This window comes from Pantoea sp. SM3, from assembly GCF_000963995.1.
Taxonomy (GTDB): Bacteria; Pseudomonadota; Gammaproteobacteria; order Enterobacterales; family Enterobacteriaceae; genus Pantoea; species Pantoea rwandensis_B.
Genome location: NZ_JZRD01000001.1, coordinates 94,920 through 111,751, shown reverse-complemented (window position 1 = coordinate 111,751; position 16,832 = coordinate 94,920). Strand labels below are relative to the sequence as shown.

The following is a 16,832-nucleotide window of genomic DNA, read 5'->3' as shown; positions in this document are numbered from 1 at the left end:
CGGCTCACCCACGTTTAGTGATTAGGCGGAATCGACATGCCTTTAATCTGTACCACAAAGTGCTCGTTGCCTTTGGTTATACGTGCACCGCGGTCACACCACCGCGAAGCCAGGCGGAAAAAATCGTCGCTGCCGATATTGTAAGCCAGTTCAACTTTACTGATACCTGAATGCAGGAGTTCTTCCGCGTCCTGCAGGTTTTTAGCTTTGATGACCATAATAAGTGTCCATCGAAAAACAGGAAGGATAAGAGTAATTAAACTGTATGACAGTTTTGTTTCAATCAGATGAAATGCTGTCATATTTGACGAAAAATGTGATCCCGCTCCGCTTTGATTGCTTACGGTAACTGACTGATTATTTGCCAGAAGCATTCCCACCCCGGCCGTTTTACGATAATACTGAATGGGTTAACCAAGGAGGTTGTCATGGAAATACCCCGACTGGAAACGCCCCGTTTACTGCTGCAACCGCTGCGAAGAGAAGATGCGATTCAGGTACAGCAGGTTTTCCCGCGCTGGGAGATCGTGCGGCATCTGATAGGTTCTGTGCCCTGGCCTTATCCCGCTGATGGTGCCCGTCAATATATTGAGGGCATGGCGCTGCCCGCAATGAAAGCAGGGCAGGCGTGGCACTGGAGCCTTCGCCATCGATCTGATCCCAACAGTCTGATTGGTTTAATCTCACTACGTCTGGGGCCGGAAGATAACCGGGGATTCTGGCTGGTGCCTGAATGGCAGAAGCAGGGATTGATGAGTGAAGCCTGCGCAGCAGTCACCGAATTCTGGTTTATCCATCTCGACCAGACGCGTCTGCGTGTGCCCAAGGCGATGGATAATCTGGCTTCTCGTCGCATCTCGGAACGCACCGGCATGCGGTTAGTGGATACCTATCGCAAAACTTTTGTTGAGGGCGAGTTACCGGCGGGTACCTGGGAGCTGACGCGTGACGAGTGGCTGGCGCAGCGTGATAAAGGATAGCGGCCTTCAGAAAGCAAAAAAGCAGCCTTAAGGGCTGCTTTTTTATAGGATTTTGGTCGGCACGAGAGGATTTGAACCTCCGACCCCGGACACCCCATGACCGTGCGCTACCAGGCTGCGCTACGTGCCGAACGTGGAGAAGTAGTCTACTGGTTCCGCTCGCGATTGCAATATGTGCAGGTTTTAACTGCCTCATTATTAATCAGTTTGCGGTAAAGCGCTTCTCTTCTGTCAACACCTGAAGCAGTAACGCCAGCTGCGGTTTATGATCTTTCAGCTTATGGCCCTGTGCATCGTAGGCGCTGTAACTGCCGTTGTTATTCAGCACCAGCGTCACGGTTGGCGTAGTCACCACCAGTTTGCCCTCTTCACTGCTGGCCACCCAGTTGTGGCTGCGCTGAGCAGCAAACAGGTCTTCACCCTGTGAATAGTTGGCTGGATTGGTGCGCACATGCAGCAGACGTTGCATCAACGTTGTCATCACATCCTGCTGGTCGGTCAGACGATCGATGGTCTGCGCCGGCGTATTCGGCCAATGCACCACCAGCGGCACCTGCAACGTTGCACGGTTACCCGGATTGTCATCATTCTCCGGCGTCACTGCACGCTGAGCGGTAATCACCACCACGGTATTTTTGAGTAAGTCGCGTTGTTTCAGCGTCTGTAGTACGGCCGCAATTTGCTCATCAACACTGTTAGCCTGGCGCAAATAGCTGCGCTGACGCGCTTTAATGCTTTCGCCAGTCACGTTGACGCCATCAAGTGAAATCCATGAGAACCAGGGCGCACCCTCGGCTTTCTGGCCGTTGAGCCAGTTTTGCCATTGGTTCACCGTCGTGCTGTTTGGCTGAGAATCAGCTTCAGGCAAGCTGTAATCCGCTAACAGCGCCTGACGATACAAGGGTTGGCTGAAACCATCGGAGGAGAACAGACCAAACTGGTATCCCTGCGAATTTAGCGCACCGAGTAACGCCGAAGGCATCCGCGCGGCAAGTACGCCATCCATATAGCTAGAGGAGATGCCGTAAAACAGCCCGAACATGCCTTTCTCCGGCGCAATCCCGGCACTGTAGTGTTGGGTAAAGCGTACGTTGTCGCTGGCAAACTGATTCAGCGACGGCAGTGCCTTATCCAGATTGTCATGGCTCAAACCATCAACGGTCAGCAGCAGCAGGTTGTGGCGCGTGCCGCCATCGCGGAAGGTGATATCGCTAAGCGGATACTGCACTGACAGCGCCTCAGGATCGCCCTGTTGCACCAGACGACGCTGATACTCCTGCGCATCCAGCAAGCCATGGCGTTCAAGAAACCGTCGTGCGGTCATCGGATAGGAGAGCGGCAGATTGGCGCGCTGCATGGTAATCGGGCGATAGAAATTGGCATCCGCCCAGATATACATCAGATGGCTGGCAAAAAAAGCACAGATAAACAGCGCGGCCAGCGGCTTACCAAATGAGCGTCGATTCAGGCTGCGCAGCTTCTGCCAGCTCCAGGTGGCAAACAGCATCTCCACGAGGAAGATGACCGGTACGCTAATAAACATCAGCTGCCAGTCACGCGCCATCTCGCTTTGGTCCGGGTTGATCACCAACTCCCACACCACCGGATTCAGGTGGAGATGGAAGCGGTTGAACACCGCGCTATCGACCATAATCAGCGTCAGCCCGGCAGTGGCGATAATCGCCGACAGCACCCTAAGCAATCGCTGTGACATCACCACAAAGGTGAGCGGAAAAATCACCAGCAGATAACCGGCGAACACGATAAAGCTAAAGTGGCCAATCCAGCTGGTATAGGCATAAATACGGCCCGCGAGTGACGCAGGCCAATCGGCAACCAACAGATAGCGGCTACCTAAAATCAGCGCGAAGATGATATTAAACAGAGCAAACCAGTGCCCCCAGCTGATCATCTGGGAGACTTTTTCGCGATAGCGCTGCCGGTTGGTTACCATATTTATGAGGTCAGATCTGCAATTTAGTGGGCGTTGTCATCGCGAACGGAAGACTGCAACGCTTCCGCGAAAGATTTCGCCAGGCTGCGGCGCTGGGCCGGCGAGACACTAGTGTTAATCAAATTGGTTACCATGTTCCCTAATACCATCAGGGAAAGGTCGGTTGGCGCTTTGTCTTTTTCAAGAATCTGCGCCATCTGCGCGAGAAGCTTCTCTACGCGCTCGTCGCTATAACGGGATGATTGTGGCATATCGTCGACTAATCAAGTGTGAAAAGGCGGTATATTACCGTAACAACGCGCTTTTTTCCGCAATTAAATCGCAAGCAGAGCGATCAGTTTGTGCGTAGAGTTGAAAGCAGCGGCGGGCGGTGTTTGAATACGCGCCTGAGCCTAAAGGAGAGTCTACCATGAGTCTGGATATCGACCAGATTGCCCTGCATCAGTTAGTTAAACGTGATGAAAATCAGCTTGAGCTGGTCCTGCGTGACACATTACTGCCGACGACCCGTGCGGTAGAAGAGATGGCGGAAGAGTTGCATCGGGTGTACAGCGCCAAAAGTAAGGCTTACGGTTTGTTCAATGAAGAGAGCGAACTGGCCGATGCGCTGCGTAACTGCCGCAAAGGGCAAGATGACTTTCTGGCTTTCAGCCGTGCGGCGACTGGCCGTCTGCGTGATGAGCTGGGCAAATATCCGTTTGCGGAAAGTGGCGTGGTGCTGTTCCTGCACTATCGTTATCTGGCGGTTGAGTACTTGCTGGTGGCGATGCTGAGCAGCCAGTCGAGCATGCGCGTCAATGAGGAATTGGATATCAGCAGCACCCATTATCTCGACATCAATCATGCGGATATTGTGGCGCGTATTGATCTCACTGAGTGGGAAACCAATCCCGAGTCCACCCGTTATCTGACCTTCCTGCGCGGACGTGTCGGGCGCAAGGTGGCCGATTTCTTTATGGATTTCCTCGGTGCCAGCGTAGGCCTGGATACGAAAGCACAGAACCGGGGTTTGCTGCAGGCGGTAGATGATTACTGCGCGGAATCGAATCTCGATAAGAACGAGCGCCAGAACTACCGTCAGCAGGTCTACAGCTACTGCAACGACCAACTGCAGGCAGGTGAGGAGATTGCGCTGGAAGATTTGTCCAGTGAACTGCCGCCGCTGGGAGAGAAAACATTCCAGGCCTTTACCCAGGAGCAGGGTTACGAGTTGGAAGAGCATTTCCCGGCTGACCGTAGCACATTGCGCCAGCTGACCAAGTTTGCTGGCAGCGGTGGCGGCTTGACGCTGAATTTTGATGCCATGCTTCTGGGTGAGCGCATCTTTTGGGATCCCGCGACCGATACCCTGACCATCAAAGGGACACCACCTAATCTGCGCGATCAGTTACAGCGTCGAACCGGCGGAAACTGATTTCCAGGTAAAAAAAAACGCCGCGTAAGCGGCGTTCTCTTTTCAACTCGTTGGCGATTAAGCGCGAACGAAGTCGATGTGGTGCAGTTTTGGCTTGAACGGATGACGCTGTACCGCCTGAGCTTTAACTTTAACTTCTTTACCATCAACAACGATGGTCAGCACGTCGGTGTAGAACTCAGGCTTAGCCTGCAGGTTCATTACAACGTCGTGGTCCAGTTCGATAGCAACTGGAGCTTCGTTTCCGCCATAGATGATGGCTGGGAATTTATTTGCTACACGCAGACGGCGGCTCGCACCCTTACCCTGCTCTTTACGTACTTCAGCGTTGAAAGTGGTCATTTGATTTCTCTTCAATCATTTCTGCTACAGGCGACCCAGCAACAGACGGTTATTCATATGCTTTTACGGATGCAAAAGCGGGCGGCATTATAGCCGCAATAGAAGACGCGGGCAAATGATTCCGTCGCTTAACGCAGCTCATTCGCGCGTCGATAACGTCCCTGATAATCGAACATCTTCTCGCGAATTTGCCAGAAATGACCTTTCGCGCGTGCCACTACAAAATCGGGATGACGCAGCAGTGGCTGCAAAGCGATAACATCCGCAGCCGTTTGCCAACCGAGTTCCACGCCGGGTGCGCGCTGGTGTGGGCGCATAAACAGTTGCTCAAAGGCTTTACGTTGTGCAGGCGTTTGCAGACGGAAACGTTCACTGACGCTGGTGCCATCTTCATCAAAGTAGGTCGCTTTTAACCATTCGCCTTTCTCATCGCGCCCTTGTTCCAGCGTCATACCGCCGCAGCGCAGCACGCGTGCATCTTTAAGTTTTAGCGCGGCTTTCAACATATCATCCGGGTCGACCATAATACGATCGCACTGATGGCAGCGGCGAGCCGCAATATCGTTTTCTGCACCGCAGTCGGGACAACTTTTAAAGCGGAAGCGATAGTCGCACTGTTCACGATTGCCCTCATCATCCTCCATCACGCCCTGGCAGCGACGGCCAAAATGTTCAATGATGTGGCCATCTTCGGTGGTTTTTCCCCAGAAGGTATTGGCGAAACCACAGGCGGGGCAGAACACCTGCACCGGCTGGTTGTCACTGGCGCCTTTTGGCGTACCGACTTCCGGTGTAAAGAGATCGTGCGGATTGCCGGCGTAATCGAGGATCAGGCAATCGGTTTTGCCCGGTGACAAACGCAGGCCGCGCCCGACGATTTGCTGATACAGGCTGACAGATTCAGTAGGGCGAAGAATGGCGATGAGATCGACGTGTGGCGCATCAAAGCCGGTGGTCAGCACCGCGACGTTCACTAAAAACTTTAACTGCTGCGCTTTAAATTCGCTGATCAAACGATCGCGTTCTTTCACCACGGTTTCCGCTGACACCAACGCGCTGTTCTCCGGTAACAGAGATAAAATTTCACGCGCATGTTCTACCGTGGCGGCGAACACCATCACACCACGGCGATCTTCCGCGAATTCCACGATCTGTCTGATGATGTGCGGCGTCACGCGATTCTGCTGCTTCAATTCGCGATTGAGATCGGCTTCGCTGAATAAGCCGTTATTTTGCGGGATCAGTCGGCTGAAATCGTACTGCACTACCGGCATATCTAACCGTTCGGGCGGCACAAGGAAACCGTGCTTGATCATGTAGCGCAGCGGCAATTCATAAATACAGTCACGGAATAGCGCGTGCTGATCGCCGCGTACCATGCCGTGATAGTGAAACTGATAAATCCAGCCTTTACCGAGGCGGAAAGGGGTGGCGGTCAGCCCAAGCAGCCGCAGCTGCGGATTGTGCTGTCGCAGATGGGCGAACAGCTGTTGATACTGGCTCTCTTCGTTGTCGCTGATGCGGTGACACTCATCAACAATCACCAGGGAGAAGGCACTGTCGAAGCGATCCAGATTGCGCGCCACCGACTGCACGCTGCCAAAAACTACTTTGCTTTCGCTCTGTTTGCGCTGCAAACCGGCGGCAAAAATATCGGCCTCCAGACCATACGCCTGATATTTACTGTGATTCTGCTCGACCAGTTCTTTCACATGCGCCAGCACCAACACGCGGCCTCTGGCAATCCGCGCCAGTTCAGCGATCACCAGACTTTTACCGGCACCCGTCGGCAACACGATCACGGCCGGCGCATCGTGGTGGCGAAAATGCTGGAGCGTGGCGTCAACCGCCTCTTGCTGGTATGGGCGCAGGGTGAAGGACATCAGGACAAACTTTTTTTTCAAACGGGCACGCATTATGCCATGAAAACAGCTGAAACGCAGGCGCGGTACTGTTAGCAGGCGAAGGATCAAGCTATACTGCCCACACTTTTTTAACGGTTTAAAAACACCGTTTCAATTCCCTCCGTAGTAACAGGCAAAAGCGAATTCATGCGACTCGAAAAATTCATATCTCAGCAGCTGGAAGTCAGCCGTGCTATCGCCGGCCGCGAAATCCGCGCCAGGAAAGTCACTATTAACGGCGAAGTGGTGCGCGATGCGGGCTACAAAGTGTTGCCAGACGACGAAATCGAATACGACGGCAATCCACTGGTGGTGCAAACCGGTCCTCGCTACTTCATGCTGAATAAACCGCAGGGCTATGTCTGCTCCACTGACGATCCCGATCATCCTACCGTGTTGTTCTTCATGGAAGAACCCGCTGCCTTCAAGCTGCATGCGGCAGGACGTCTGGATATCGATACCACCGGTCTGGTTCTGCTGACGGACGATGGTCAATGGTCACACCGTATTACCTCTCCGCGCCATCACCTCGAAAAAACCTATCTGGTTGAGGTCGAAGAGCCGATTGACCCTGCGTTGGTGGAGAAATTTGCGGCGGGGATTCAACTGCACAATGAGAAAGAACTGACCAAACCGGCGGTGCTGGAGATCCTGGATGAAAAGGCCGCGCGATTAACCATCACGGAAGGCCGCTATCATCAGGTCAAACGCATGTTTGCCGCGATGGGCAACCATGTCTCTGCGCTGCATCGCGAAAGCATTGGTGAGATTGTGCTGGATGACGATCTGGCTGAAGGTGAATACCGTGAACTCACGGAAGAAGAGGTCGACAGCATCGGCCTGCCAGAAGAGTTGAAAAAACGCAAGTAGCGGGAGAGAGCGGTGCGTAAGGAAAAGAATTCACCGGTAGGTTTAGTCGTGATTCTGGGATTGCTGGCGATGCTGATGCCGCTCTCCATTGATATGTATTTGCCGGCTATGCCGCAAATTGCTCGCGAATTTGCCGTTTCGGCAGGCAGCGTGCAGATGACGCTTAACCTTTACATCCTGGGGTTTGCTATCGGGCAGTTGGTGTATGGCCCGCTGGCGGACAGCTACGGACGTAAACCGGTGATTGTGCTGGGCACGCTAATCTTTGCCTGCGCCGCAGCGGCATGCGCCTTATCACAGTCCATTGATCAACTGATCTTTATGCGCTTCCTGCACGGTTTGTCGGCGGCAGCGGCCAGCGTGGTGATTAATGCGCTGATGCGAGACAGTTACTCGAAAGAGGATTTCTCGCGCATGATGTCGTTTGTCATGCTGGTCACCACCATTGCGCCGTTACTGGCACCGATTATCGGCGGTTGGCTGTTGCTGTTGTGGAACTGGCACGCGATATTCTGGACGCTGGCCGTGGCCGCATTGATCACCACTGTGCTGGTGGTGACACAGATCCGTGAAACGCTGAAGCCTGAACAGCGGCAGCGATTCCATCTGCGTACCACAATCAGTAACTTTGTGGCGCTGGTGCGCCACAAACGTGCGTTCAGTTATATGCTGGCAAGCGGCTTCTCATTTGCGGGGCTGTTTACCTTCCTCAACGCCGGGCCATTTGTTTACATCGAAGTCAATCACGTTTCACCGCAAAACTTTGGTTACTACTTTGGCCTTAACGTGGTGTTCCTGTTTGTCATGACGCTGATTAACAGCCGTGCGGTACGCCGCTTTGGGCCGCTGGCGATGTTCCGTATCGGGCTGATTATTCAGTTCGCAATGGGTATCTGGCTGCTGATTGCCAGTGCGCTGGATTTGGGTTTCCTGTCGCTGGTGTTTGGCGTAGCGATGTTTATTGGCTGCGTCTCGACGGTCTCTTCGAACGCGATGGCGGTGATTCTCGATGAGTTTCCGCATATGGCAGGCACCGCATCGTCGCTGGCCGGAACCTTACGCTTTGGCGTGGGGGCGCTGGTGGGCGCATTGCTGTCACTGGTGAGTATTAACAGCGCCTGGCCGATGGTGGCGACCATTGCCCTGTGCGCAACCGTCTCCATTGTGTTGTTTAGCTACGCCGCACGTCCACGCCACACGTAATTCTGCACATCCCTCTGACGGCGCGGTTTATCGCGGAGTTCGCTGAGCTTTAGAGCCAATGACTTCGTGGTTAAAACCGCGCCGCAATCACATTCCCACTTGCTGCAAGCGTTCTATTCCTCAGCCCCACTCGCGAATCCCCACATATTCGTTATGCTTAATGTTTCCATAATGTGAAAATTAAGGGGTAAAAAAGTAACGATATTGCGTCTAAAATGATTGTTAACTGCCGCCGAACAAGGTACACATAGGCATAAATGCGAGAAAGCTCGCAAATAATAACTTTGCTACATGCTTTGTGTTTAAAACGAGAAGGCAAACCTTGACGTCCGTATTCTGAGTTTACCAGGTAGGGATTCACTGCGTAATCGCCGTCGTCGTGAATAAGCGTTAACGTCTCTGGGGACTGTAACTATGCTGCAACTTTCGGTTATGCATCGCTTACCGCAACATTATCGCTGGTCAGCCGATCATGTTGGTGAAATTGAGCGTCAGGAAGCGGTAAATGGTGTGCACGATGAAGATCTCGTCGCATTGCGTCTGTTAAGCCACGATGGGCATCCCGCACTGGAAATTTTGCACCAGCTGCAAGAGACGCTGGCGCAGATTCAGGTCGAATGCAAAATTGCGCTGTGCGAAGGGCAACCCTGTTTACTGATTCAGCGCGGTGATGAAAGCACGACCAATTGTTGCCTGAAAAATCAGGGCGTTGCCATCGCAGAAACCTTTGAAGGTCATTAAGTTAACGATTCACCCTGCGCGGAGGCCAAAAGCTGACGCGTATAATCGCTGGCTGGTGCGTTAAACAACGCTTCGCATTCTCCCTGTTCCACCACTTCACCCTGGCGTAGCACAATCAGCTGATGGCAGAGTGCGCGCACCACCTGCAAATCATGGCTAATAAACAGATACGCTAACTGGTGCTCCTGCTGTAAACGGCGCAGCAGGGTGAGAATTTGCTTCTGCACTGAGCGATCCAGCGAAGAGGTCGGTTCATCCAGCACGATTAATTGCGGCTCCAGAATCAGCGCCCTGGCAATGGCGATACGCTGGCGCTGTCCACCGGAAAACTCGGCGGGATAGCGTGAACGGCTCTCTGCATCCAGTCCTACTTCCTGCATCACGGCAATCACTTTCGCTTCCTGCTCGGCAGCACTTAATTCAGGACGATGCACTGCCAGTCCTTCCGCAATCACCTGCTGTACCGTCATGCGCGGATTGAGTGATGAATTGGGATCCTGAAACACCACCTGAATATGCGGACGCAGCGGCAAAAGCTGTTTACGCGATAGGCTATGCAGCGGCTGACCGTCAAACCAAATCTCACCGCGCGCGGCAATCAAACGCAGCAGTGCCAATCCAGTGGTGCTTTTACCTGAACCGGATTCTCCCACCAACCCAAGGCTCTCACCCCGGCGCAGTGTGAAGTTGAGATTGCTGAGTACGGTTTTTTCCGCCACGCTGCGCTTGAACAATCCGCGTTTAATCGGAAAACCCACGTGCAGGTTTTTGACCTGCAGCAGCGGTTGGGTATTGATAAGCGGCACCGGTTGGCCATCCGGCTCTGCGGCGAGTAATTCACGTGTATAGGGATGCTGTGGCTGGCTGAACAGCGGCTTGCAAAGATTGTGCTCCACTTCCCGGCCATTGCGCATCACCGTTACGCGATGCGCCAGCTGGCGGACGATATTGAGGTTGTGGGTAATGAACAGCATGCCCATATTCAGTTCACGCTGCAGTTCACGCAGCAAGCGCAGAATCTGTGCCTGAACCGTGACATCCAGCGCGGTGGTGGGCTCATCGGCAATCAGCAGTTTTGGTTGTGTCAGTAACGCCATGGCAATCATCACGCGCTGACGCTCTCCGCCGGAAAGCTGATGCGGGAAATCGCCGAGGCGTGATGCTGCATTGCGGATGCCAACGCGATCGAGACAGCTGAGAATTTCGCCGCGCGCCGCTTCTTTACGCATCCCGCGATGCAGAGACAGCACCTCATACAGCTGCTTTTCAACATTATGCAGCGGGTTGAGCGACACCATCGGTTCCTGGAAAATCATCGCCATCTGGTTGCCACGCAGGCCGCGCATTTCACGCTCACTGGCCTGCAAAATATTTTGGCCATTGAACAGGATCTCACCTTGCGGATACGTCACAGGCGGTTGCGGCAGCAGGCGCATAATGGAGAGCGCGGTGACACTTTTGCCTGAACCGGATTCTCCGACCAGCGCCAGAGTTTCACCGGCCTCAATCTGCAGAGAGATATCTTCCACCACGCGGCGCTGATTGAAGGCCACGGCGAGATGATTGACACTTAACAGGCTCATTTCACCCCCCGGCTTGGATCAAAGGCATCACGTACCGCTTCACCGATAAAGATCAACAGCGAGAGTAGCAGCGCGAGGGCGAAGAAGCCGGAGAGTCCCAGCCACGGCGCCTGTAAGTTGTTCTTGCCCTGCAACAGCAGTTCACCCAGCGAAGGAGAACCCACCGGCAAGCCGAAGCCAAGGAAATCCAGTGAGGTCAGGGTGGTAATCGAACCGCATAAAATAAAGGGCAGGAAGGTCAGCGTGGCCACCATGGCGTTCGGCAGCATGTGACGCAGCATAATGCGCCCGTCACTCACGCCGAGCGCGCGCGCCGCACGCACATAATCAAAGTTACGCGTGCGCAGAAACTCGGCTCGCACAACGCTCACCAGGCTCATCCAGCCAAACACCACGGTGACCAGCAATAGCCACCAGAAGCCGGGTTGAATCACACTGGAGAGCAGAATCAATAAAAACAGCGACGGCATACCAGACCACACTTCAATCAGACGCTGGCCAACCAGATCGACACGGCCGCCAAAATAGCCTTGCACGGCACCGATCACGATGCCGATCACGCTGGAGAACAGCGTCAGCAAGATGCCGAACAGCAGCGAGATGCGTGTGCCGTAAAGCAAACGCGCCAGCACATCACCACCATTGGCGTCAGTACCCAGCCAGTTCTGCTTCGAGGGCGGAGAAGGGAAGGGCACATCGGTGGCGAAATTGATGGTGCTGTCACTGAAACGAATAGGTGCCCACAGCGCCCAGCCCTGCTGATCGATCCGTTGTTTTAGCCAGGGGTCCTGGTAATCGGCCGGGGTGGCAAAGTCGCCGCCAAAATCACTCTCGCTGTAATTGAACAGCAGCGGCATGTACCAGCGCTGCTGGTAGTGCACCAGCAGTGGCTTGTCATTGGCCAGTAACTCCGCACCGAGTGAAAGCACAAAAATAAGCAAAAAAATCCACAGCGACCAAAAACCACGGCGGTTATGGCGAAAGCGTTGCCAGCGCTGCTGGTTGATTAGCGATAACCCCATTAGCGCCCCTCAAAATCGATGCGCGGATCGACCAGCGTATAGGTCAGATCGCTGAGAATATTCATCAGCAAGCCAATCAGCGTGAAGATATAGAGCGTGCCAAACATCACCGGATAGTCGCGCTGAATGGTGGCATCGTAACCCAGCAAGCCGAGTCCGTTGAGGGAGAACATCACCTCAATTAAGACCGAACTGGTAAAGAACATGCTGATAAAGGTGGCAGGGAAACCGGCGATCACCAGCAGCATGGCGTTGCGAAACACGTGTCCATACAAAATACGTTTTTCATCCAGTCCTTTGGCGCGTGCCGTTACCACGTATTGTTTGCGGATCTCATCGAGGAATGAGTTTTTGGTCAACATGGTGAGGGTGGCAAACCCGCCAATGACGGTGGCCAGCACCGGTAGCGTGATGTGCCAGAGATAATCGCCTATCTTGCTGTACCACGGCAGCGTATCAAACTGCGGCGAGGTGAGACCGCGTAGCGGGAACCAGTCGAAATAGCTGCCACCGGCAAACAACACAATCAGCATGATGCCGAACAGAAATGCCGGGATGGAGTATCCAATGATGATAAAGGTACTGCTCCAGATATCGAAAGCGCTGCCATTGCGCACCGCCTTTTTAATCCCTAACGGAATCGAGACCAGATAAATGATCAACGTACTCCACAAGCCCAGGCTGATGGAAACCGGCAAGCTCTCTTTGATGAGCTGAAGCACCGAGGCGCTGCGGAACAGGCTGTCGCCAAAATCAAAACGGATATAGTTCCACAGCATTTCGCCATAGCGCTGCAGCAGCGGTTTATCAAAGCCGTAGCGGTGCTTGATCTCTGCAATCACCTCAGGATCAAGGCCACGCGCGCCGCGATATTGGCTGTCGCCCGGATTATCATGCGCCAGCGCACCGCGCCCGCCGACATCTCCAGCACTGCCCGAGGAAAAACCGGAGCTATGGCCAAATTGCGCATTCGCCAGCGCCTGATCCACCGGTCCACCGGGCGCAATCTGCACGATAAAAAAGTTCAGGGTGATGATCGCCCACAGCGTGGGAATAATCAGCAGTAACCTGCGCAGGAAATAGGAACCCAAACCGCTCTCCTCAGCGTCTATCGGCCGGCAATTGTGCGGCTTTGTTCACGTCATACCACCAGTTCTCTAACCCGGTTGCGTACGCGGGTTTGATTTCAGGGCGGGAAAATTTATCCCAGTATGCCAGCCTCTGTTCGGCGTTGTACCACATCGGGATCATATAGGCATTCCATAACAGGATACGATCCAGCGCCTGACCCAGCGGCAACAGCGCTTTTTCATCTCCCTGATGGTCGACGATCTCCTGCACGAAGTGGTCCACGATGGGATCTTTCACCCGAGGGGTGTTCCAGGAGGAGTCAATGTATGGCGATTGCCAAATGGTGCGCAGGCTGGTGGAAGGCGAGGGCATCGCGTAGTAAAGCGAGGGGATCATATCGTAATCGCCTTCACGCAAACGGCGCAGATACTGCGAGCTATCAATTTGCCGCAACGCTACCTGAATCCCCAGACGCTGCAGGCTGTGCTGGAACGGCAGCGCCCAATCGTTCTGCGTGCCACTGCGCATCAGCAGTTCAAAGCGGAAGGGCTGCCCGGTTTTATCGTTCACCAGTTGCTGATTTTTAATCTGCCAGCCCGCTTCTTTCAGCAGCGTCATGGCTTTTAGCAGATTACCGCGATCGAAGCCGCTACCCTCTGAACGCGGCGGTGCGTATTCGTTGTTGAACACTTCCGCAGGCAACTGCGCTTTGTACGGTGCCAGCAGAATGAGCTGGTCGGCTTTCGGGTAGCCCCTGGCAGCGTAAGCCGTGTTCTGGAAATAGCTGTCAGTGCGTTTGTAGGCCCCGTAAAACAGCGCTTTGTTCATCCACTCGAAATCAAATGCCAGCGTCAGCGCCTCACGCACTCGACGGTCTGCAAACAGCGGTTTTTCATTGTTAAAGGCCAGCCAGCGAGTATCGGTAGAGACGGTATTTGGCGTGGTCGATTTAACGATGGCGTGGCTATCAAAGTTGCGCCCACGGTATTGTGTGGCCCACTTCTTCGCCGACCCCTCTTCGCGCAGATCGGACGCGCCGGCTTTGAAGGCTTCAAAAGCAACGTTGTCGTCAAGATAGTAATCGTAGCGCAGCGTATCAAAGTTATAACGTCCCCGATTGACCGGCAGATTTGCCGCCCAGTAGTTTTTCACCCGACTGTATTGAATGAACTGGCCTGGCTTATAAGACGTGACGCGATAGGGGCCGCTGGAGAGCGGAGGATAACCGATAGGCTCATTAAATTTTTTATTCTGCCAGAAGGCTTGCGGCAAAACCGGCAGCGTTAACCAGCTCAGGATCATGTCCTTGTCTGGTTTCGGCATGTCGATGCGGACGGTGAGATTGTTGAGCGCTTTCACTTCAACACCACGAAACGCCACGCGAAATTGTGGCACCCCTTCGGTCATAAATTTCTGGAAGGTGAAGGCAACATCTTTCGCAGTTATCGGGCTGCCGTCCTGGAAGCGCGCATGGGGATTGATGGACACTTCCATCCAGTGATAGTCGGATGGATAGCGGGCGGATTCAGCAATCAAGGGATAGTAGCTGCCAGGCTCATCATCGGAGGTGGTGAACAGCCCGTCATACAGTGTATCGGTGCCGACGCCAGGATTACCGCGTGAAGCAAAGCGATTGAAGTTATCGTAAGTGCCCACCACCGCGATGGTCATCTTGCCGCCTTTAGGCGCAGCGGGATTCGCGTAATCGTAATGGGTGAAATTCACCACATACTTCGGTTCGCCCAGCTTGGCAAAGGCATAACTCTCATTGATGGTTTCCGCATGCAGTGGCGCGATGGCGCTAAAAACCAACAACGCGGTGACAAGACGCAGCAGCATAAGTGGGGCGCTCTCCTTAAATAATCCGCACTGAATGGTAGCAGTTTCGTGACGATAGCGTGACGTTAACCGAGCGCTGCCTGACGTTGGTAATAACTGATCAGGTTTTCCGGACGCAGCGGGCGACTGAATAAATATCCCTGCAGATGCGTTACCCCACGGTTCACCAGCCACGCTGCCTGGTCGCCGGTTTCAACGCCTTCTGCAACGGTTTTGAGATTGAGCTTCTTGGCCAGTAGCAATACCGCGTCCAGCACCGGTGAGGTCACCGTTTCGGTACCAATACTCTGTACAAAGCCGCGATCAATTTTGAGGTAATCAAACGGATAGCGTTCAAGATAGATCAATGCGCTGTGGCCAGTGCCGAAGTCATCGATGGCGATTTTAATATCCTGCTCATGCAGCCAGGCAAAAATCTCGCCAGCATTTCTTTCGCCCACCATGGTGCGTTCGGTGATTTCGAAAACATAGTTGAAGTGGTCTTTTGGCATGTCGGCAATCCACTCCTGCACATGCTGACGAAAACTTTCTGATGCAAGATGCAGTGGGGAAAGGTTCAGACTCATACGCGTGCCGCGCGGCAGTTGCTGGCAGAGGAACTTCGCATCGCGCGCCACCAGCTTAAACAAATGCTGAGTCAGGGGAATAATCAGATTTTGCGCTTCAGCGTTGCTAATAAAGGCATCGGGGGGAATCATTCCCTCGGTGGGATGTGTCCAGCGCAGTAGTGCTTCAACGCCGTACGGTTGCCCATCGTGAGCGGTGACCAGGGGCTGATACTCAACATGAAACTGACCACGTTTAATGCCCTGCATAATCTCTTTGCCAGGACGCTGATAGAGCGTCAGCAGCAGCCAACTGGCCGCACTCATAAACAGGGCTGAGAGGAGGCCGGTCAGCAGGATCAGATGATAATCGCGTTGCGCCAGTGTCGTACCGTACAGCACGAAGCGCATGTCATTATCTTTAAAACTCATTTCTTTCAAGGCTGGTGGTAAATCGTGGATGTTCACCACCTGATTCTTGCCACTCAGCAGGGCTTTATCGCCAATCACCAACGCCATACCGGTGATTTCGGGATGATAAGAAGCCAGCAGCTGATAAGGCGTCAGGCTGATATTCATGGTGGCGAGAATACCGGTCTCAGCTGAGCCTGGATTCTTCATCCACAACGCCAGCGCCGGTTTGGTCGGCAACAGGGGCGTACCTTCCAGTAAGCGTAAATCGCGATCGCGCTCCAGCTCCGATTGTGGCGAAATATCATTCGCAGGCAGCAGAAAGGCGCCGGTGGCGGACGAACAATAGGCATTACTGTTACGTACCAGCAAAATCGCGCGGATATTGCCGGCAAAGGCGGCACGTGAAGTGAGTTCGCGGCTTACGCTACTGCATTCAAGCTGGGTGTATTGTTGCAATGGATAAAGGGTATCCACCAGGGTCGACATCACCTGTTGAAGATCGTCGCGGCTATGGATCAGCAACTGTTCATGTTGTTGTACTCGTTTTTGCCAGGTTAGCGTCAGCAGTACGATGACAAACAACAGAAAGAACACACCGCCGATGATCGCACTACTCCAGGCGATACGGCGCGAATAGGTTGCATGACGTTTTAACGTCCCCGACAGTGGCATGGAGTGCATTCCCCTTTATGGCGCCATTATTATTATGTAAATCGTGCACTACTGCTCGCTGGTGTCTGGCGTGAAACATTGCATCAGGGTGGGTTTTTTTAACCGCCGGAGACACAACAATTTGCTGCCAGTAAGCAAACGAGAATATAACGAGGACGCGCGAAAAGTCTCGTTATATTTCTGATTCTCAATTGCTTTTTATCTATCGGATTTGCGTTAAGAAATAGCAGGCGAAAAAAAACGCTGCCTGGGCAGCGTTTTCTGATTCTCTGGCTGAG

The 16,832-nt window shown here is 53.6% G+C and carries 15 protein-coding genes and 1 tRNA gene; 5 read left to right on the top strand and 11 right to left on the bottom strand.

The window, feature by feature from the left end:
* Window positions 1-14: 14 nt before the first annotated feature.
* Window positions 15-218 carry a hypothetical protein gene (locus VI01_RS00495; RefSeq protein WP_045813623.1) on the bottom strand — a complete coding sequence of 68 codons (204 nt, stop codon included), beginning with the start codon at window positions 216-218 and terminating at the stop codon, window positions 15-17.
* A 210-nt stretch (window positions 219-428) separates the two neighbouring features.
* On the opposite strand from VI01_RS00495, the gene VI01_RS00490 reads away from it, so the two are divergent.
* The gene (locus VI01_RS00490; protein WP_045813622.1) at window positions 429-980 is read left to right on the top strand and encodes a GNAT family N-acetyltransferase; all 552 of its coding nucleotides are present in this window, start codon (window positions 429-431) and stop codon (window positions 978-980) included.
* Between the two features lie 53 nt (window positions 981-1,033).
* Here the strand turns inward: VI01_RS00490 and VI01_RS00485 are convergent.
* From VI01_RS00485 to VI01_RS00475, 3 genes are all read right to left on the bottom strand, one after another.
* Window positions 1,034-1,110, bottom strand: a tRNA-Pro gene (locus VI01_RS00485).
* Between the two features lie 72 nt (window positions 1,111-1,182).
* Window positions 1,183-2,934, bottom strand: a complete 1,752-nt coding sequence (gene yejM, locus VI01_RS00480) for an LPS biosynthesis-modulating metalloenzyme YejM (RefSeq protein WP_045813621.1) — start codon at window positions 2,932-2,934, stop codon at window positions 1,183-1,185.
* A gap of 23 nt (window positions 2,935-2,957) precedes the next feature.
* A complete protein-coding gene (locus VI01_RS00475) occupies window positions 2,958-3,185 on the bottom strand; it encodes a YejL family protein (RefSeq protein WP_034824987.1) in 228 nt (75 codons plus the stop codon).
* Window positions 3,186-3,343: 158 nt separating this feature from the next.
* Between VI01_RS00475 and yejK the strand changes: the two genes are divergently transcribed.
* Window positions 3,344-4,348 carry a nucleoid-associated protein YejK gene (gene yejK / locus VI01_RS00470; protein WP_045813620.1) on the top strand — a complete coding sequence of 335 codons (1,005 nt, stop codon included), beginning with the start codon at window positions 3,344-3,346 and terminating at the stop codon, window positions 4,346-4,348.
* Between the two features lie 57 nt (window positions 4,349-4,405).
* On the opposite strand, the gene rplY is transcribed toward yejK, so the two are convergent.
* Window positions 4,406-4,690 carry a 50S ribosomal protein L25 gene (gene rplY / locus VI01_RS00465; protein ID WP_034824983.1) on the bottom strand — a complete coding sequence of 95 codons (285 nt, stop codon included), beginning with the start codon at window positions 4,688-4,690 and terminating at the stop codon, window positions 4,406-4,408.
* Window positions 4,691-4,818: 128 nt separating this feature from the next.
* Window positions 4,819-6,573 (bottom strand): DEAD/DEAH box helicase, encoded by a 1,755-nt coding sequence (locus tag VI01_RS00460; RefSeq protein WP_045813692.1) that lies wholly within the window; start codon window positions 6,571-6,573, stop codon window positions 4,819-4,821.
* A gap of 168 nt (window positions 6,574-6,741) precedes the next feature.
* On the opposite strand from VI01_RS00460, the gene rsuA reads away from it, so the two are divergent.
* The 3 genes from rsuA (at window position 6,742) to VI01_RS00445 (ending at window position 9,408) form a co-directional block, all read left to right on the top strand.
* Window positions 6,742-7,464 carry a 16S rRNA pseudouridine(516) synthase RsuA gene (gene rsuA, locus VI01_RS00455; RefSeq protein WP_045813619.1) on the top strand — a complete coding sequence of 241 codons (723 nt, stop codon included), beginning with the start codon at window positions 6,742-6,744 and terminating at the stop codon, window positions 7,462-7,464.
* Window positions 7,465-7,476: 12 nt separating this feature from the next.
* The gene (locus tag VI01_RS00450; RefSeq protein ID WP_038645809.1) at window positions 7,477-8,667 is read left to right on the top strand and encodes a Bcr/CflA family multidrug efflux MFS transporter; all 1,191 of its coding nucleotides are present in this window, start codon (window positions 7,477-7,479) and stop codon (window positions 8,665-8,667) included.
* A 414-nt stretch (window positions 8,668-9,081) separates the two neighbouring features.
* Entirely contained in the window at window positions 9,082-9,408 is a 327-nt protein-coding gene (locus VI01_RS00445) for a hypothetical protein (RefSeq protein ID WP_034824977.1), read from the top strand.
* Here VI01_RS00445 and yejF read toward each other — a convergent pair.
* From yejF to VI01_RS00420, 5 genes are all read right to left on the bottom strand, one after another.
* Window positions 9,405-10,991 (bottom strand): microcin C ABC transporter ATP-binding protein YejF, encoded by a 1,587-nt coding sequence (yejF, locus tag VI01_RS00440; RefSeq protein WP_045813618.1) that lies wholly within the window; start codon window positions 10,989-10,991, stop codon window positions 9,405-9,407. The genes VI01_RS00445 and yejF overlap by 4 nt on opposite strands.
* Complete coding sequence (locus VI01_RS00435) at window positions 10,988-12,013, bottom strand: ABC transporter permease (RefSeq protein WP_038645813.1); 1,026 nt, start codon at window positions 12,011-12,013, stop codon at window positions 10,988-10,990. The genes yejF and VI01_RS00435 overlap by 4 nt, the downstream gene beginning before the upstream one ends.
* The gene (locus tag VI01_RS00430) at window positions 12,013-13,104 is read right to left on the bottom strand and encodes a microcin C ABC transporter permease YejB (protein WP_034824974.1); all 1,092 of its coding nucleotides are present in this window, start codon (window positions 13,102-13,104) and stop codon (window positions 12,013-12,015) included. The genes VI01_RS00435 and VI01_RS00430 overlap by 1 nt, the downstream gene beginning before the upstream one ends.
* Window positions 13,105-13,114: 10 nt before the next feature.
* The gene (locus VI01_RS00425) at window positions 13,115-14,923 is read right to left on the bottom strand and encodes an extracellular solute-binding protein (protein WP_045813617.1); all 1,809 of its coding nucleotides are present in this window, start codon (window positions 14,921-14,923) and stop codon (window positions 13,115-13,117) included.
* A 65-nt stretch (window positions 14,924-14,988) separates the two neighbouring features.
* Window positions 14,989-16,554 carry a cyclic di-GMP phosphodiesterase gene (locus tag VI01_RS00420; protein WP_038645819.1) on the bottom strand — a complete coding sequence of 522 codons (1,566 nt, stop codon included), beginning with the start codon at window positions 16,552-16,554 and terminating at the stop codon, window positions 14,989-14,991.
* Window positions 16,555-16,832 lie beyond the last annotated feature (278 nt).

Bases quoted from the DNA above. Each gene is read 5' to 3' on its own strand.
- VI01_RS00495 (WP_045813623.1), bottom strand. From the start codon at position 218: ATGGTCATCAAAGCTAAAAACCTGCAGGACGCGGAAGAACTCCTGCAT.
- VI01_RS00490 (WP_045813622.1), top strand. From the start codon at position 429: ATGGAAATACCCCGACTGGAAACGCCCCGTTTACTGCTGCAACCGCTG.
- yejM (WP_045813621.1), bottom strand. From the start codon at position 2,934: ATGGTAACCAACCGGCAGCGCTATCGCGAAAAAGTCTCCCAGATGATC.
- VI01_RS00475 (WP_034824987.1), bottom strand. From the start codon at position 3,185: ATGCCACAATCATCCCGTTATAGCGACGAGCGCGTAGAGAAGCTTCTC.
- yejK (WP_045813620.1), top strand. From the start codon at position 3,344: ATGAGTCTGGATATCGACCAGATTGCCCTGCATCAGTTAGTTAAACGT.
- rplY (WP_034824983.1), bottom strand. From the start codon at position 4,690: ATGACCACTTTCAACGCTGAAGTACGTAAAGAGCAGGGTAAGGGTGCG.
- VI01_RS00460 (WP_045813692.1), bottom strand. From the start codon at position 6,573: ATGTCCTTCACCCTGCGCCCATACCAGCAAGAGGCGGTTGACGCCACG.
- rsuA (WP_045813619.1), top strand. From the start codon at position 6,742: ATGCGACTCGAAAAATTCATATCTCAGCAGCTGGAAGTCAGCCGTGCT.
- VI01_RS00445 (WP_034824977.1), top strand. From the start codon at position 9,082: ATGCTGCAACTTTCGGTTATGCATCGCTTACCGCAACATTATCGCTGG.
- yejF (WP_045813618.1), bottom strand. From the start codon at position 10,991: ATGAGCCTGTTAAGTGTCAATCATCTCGCCGTGGCCTTCAATCAGCGC.
- VI01_RS00435 (WP_038645813.1), bottom strand. From the start codon at position 12,013: ATGGGGTTATCGCTAATCAACCAGCAGCGCTGGCAACGCTTTCGCCAT.
- VI01_RS00425 (WP_045813617.1), bottom strand. From the start codon at position 14,923: ATGCTGCTGCGTCTTGTCACCGCGTTGTTGGTTTTTAGCGCCATCGCG.
- VI01_RS00420 (WP_038645819.1), bottom strand. From the start codon at position 16,554: ATGCCACTGTCGGGGACGTTAAAACGTCATGCAACCTATTCGCGCCGT.